This is a genomic window from Streptomyces sp. S6 (genome assembly GCF_054880855.1).
The window spans coordinates 1-2,514 of the sequence record NZ_JBTYMC010000534.1 but is presented as its reverse complement, the minus strand read 5'-3'; the positions used below and the strand labels follow the sequence as shown (position 1 = coordinate 2,514).

Here is a 2,514-nt window from a genome sequence, read left to right as displayed (position 1 = left end):
GGATCGACGGCGAGCAGGGACAGGCGTTCCAGGTCCCGGCACAGGCTTCGGGCCTGGCCCTCGGCCAGCCCGCCTGTCTCCTGCCACAGCAGTGCAACGACGTAGAGGGGGGGGTGCCGGGGGCGCCGGGGGTACCGAGGGCGCCGGGGGCGCCGGGGGTACTGGTGAGGCCGGTGAGGCCGGTGAGGCCGGTCCCACCAGGGACTCCGGTCCGGCCGGTTCCGGCAGAGCCGCTCCCCGGGCCAGTGCCGGTGGACCTGCTCGCGCCGCCGGTCCCGACAGGGCTGCTCCCTCGGCCAGTGCCGGTGGACCTGCTCGCGCCGCCGGTCCCGACAGGGCCTCCCGAGGGGCCGCCTCCGACAGGGCCTCCCGTCCGGCCGCCCCCGGCAGGCCCGCCCGCGCGCCCGTCCCTGACCGGGGGACCGGTGTGTCCGCACTCGGCCGGAGCACCGGCGTGTCCGCCCTCGGCGGGGGAGCCAGCGTGCGCGCCCTCGGTCGGGGCACCCGTGTGCCCGTCCCCGGCGAGGAACTCGGCTTGTCCGCTCTCGGCCGGGGCATCCGCGTGCCCGTTCCCGGCGAAAAACCCGGCCTGTCCGCACTCGGCCGGAGCGCCGGCGTGTCCGCCCTCGGCGGGGGAGCCGGCGTGCCCGCTCTCGGCCGGAGCACCAGCGTGCCCACTCCCTGCGGGGGAGCCGGTGTGTGCACCCTCGGCGAGGGGACCGGCGTGTCTGCCCCCTGCGAGGAACCCGGCGTGTCCGCTCTCGGCGGGGGAGCCGGCGTGTCCGTTCTCGGCGAGGGGATCGGCGTGTCCGCCCCCGGCGGGGGAGCCGGTGTGCCCGTCCCCGGCGAGGGGACCGGTGTGCCCGCCCCCGGCCGGAGCACCCGCGTATCCACCCCCGGCGAGGAACCCGGCCCGCCCACCCCCACCGTCCCCCGCCCTCAAAGCGCCGCCCGCCCGCTGCTCGCCCTCGGAGAGAACGGCCCCCAGCCCCGAAGCCCCGCCCCCCTCCGGCGCTGTCGGCATCAGGCTGCCGCACTGGTGGTTGCGCCACGGTGTCCAGGGCCGGCAGTGGCACTCCGTCGGGGCCGAGGGTGCGCGGCGGCCGGAGAGGTCGGCGGTGCCGCCCTGGGCGGTGTGCGTCTTGTGCCAGTCCTGGAGGGTCTCGTACGCCGCGTGGTCCATGAAGGAGCCGTCCAGCTCGACGACGGCGTGGGCCCCCTGGGGGACGAGGTGGAGGGTGCGGCTGAGCCGGGGCACGGCGAGGAAGGTCAGCTGGCCCCGGACGCGGACGTGGTGGACGGCGTCCTCCTCGGCGTGCGTGATGCGCGTGCGGGCGAGGCGGCGCAGGGCGACGGCGACCGCGACGGCGATCCCGAGGAGCACGCCCTCCAGAACACCGAGGAGGACCACGCCGAGGGTGGTCACGGCGTAGACGAGCACCTCGCGGTGGCGCGTCACCGTACGGATGTGGTGCAGGGACACCATCTGGACCCCGACGGCCATGACCAGGGCGGCGAGGGAGGCGAGGGGGATCAGCTCCAGGACCGGGACCAGCAGCAGCGCGGCCACTACCACCAGAACGCCGTGCAGCATCGTGGAGTTCCGGCTGACCGCCCCCGCGTGCACGTTCGCCGAGCTGCGGACGGCGACCCCGGCGACGGGCAGTCCGCCGAGGGCTCCGGAGACGATGTTCGCGGCTCCCTGGCCGAGCAGTTCGCGGTTCAGGTCGGAGCGGCCCACGCGCGGGGCGGGGGGCGTCGGCCGGGGCACGGGGCCGCCCCCGGCGACGGGCGCGGACACCTGCCGTGAGGCGATCATCTTGTCGACGGCGACCGCCCCGAGCAGCGACTGCACGCTGCACACCAGCGTGACCGTGAGCACGGCGGCCCCGATCCCGAGCACCGGCCCCTCCGGCATCCCGGCCAGCGCGTGGCTCGACCAGGAGGGCAGGTCGACCTTGGGGAGCGTCAGCCCGGCGAGCGAGGCGACGGCGGTGGCACCCGTCACGGCGATGAGAGCGGCGGGCACCTTCCGCAGCAGCCGCCCGACCCGCCCGGGGATCCTCGGCCACAGCAGCAGAAGCGCCAGCGTGAGCACGCTCACGGCGACGGCGGCCGGGTGCAGCCCGGCGAGCTGGGCGGGCAGGGCGCGGACGTTGTCCAGGACGGAGCTCTGCGGGCTGCCGCCGAGGACGATGTGCAGCTGGGCGACGGCGATGGTGACACCGATGCCGGCGAGCATGCCGTGGACGACGGCGGGGCTGACGGCGAGGGCGGTGCGCGCCACGCGCAGACAGCCGAGGGCGAGCTGGGTGAGGCCGGCGAGGACGGTGATCCCGCAGGTCGCCCGCCAGCCGTAGTGCTGGATGAGGTCGGCGGTGACGACCGTCAGGCCTGCGGCGGCTTAAGGGCCTCTTCGGACGCCTTCTCCTCGCCCTCCGCCGTCTTGCCGCCGCCCGCGAGCAGGTAGGGCGCCTTGGCGTGCGCGTGGTCGCGCAGGGACATGATCAGCAG

The 2,514-nt window shown here is 76.4% G+C and carries 1 pseudogene; it reads right to left on the bottom strand.

Annotation, left to right across the window (positions count from 1 at the left end):
• Positions 1 to 997: 997 nt before the first annotated feature.
• A pseudogene (locus tag ACVNF4_RS34835) lies at positions 998 to 2,401 on the bottom strand (SulP family inorganic anion transporter); the annotation flags it as partial.
• Positions 2,402 to 2,514: the final 113 nt, after the last annotated feature.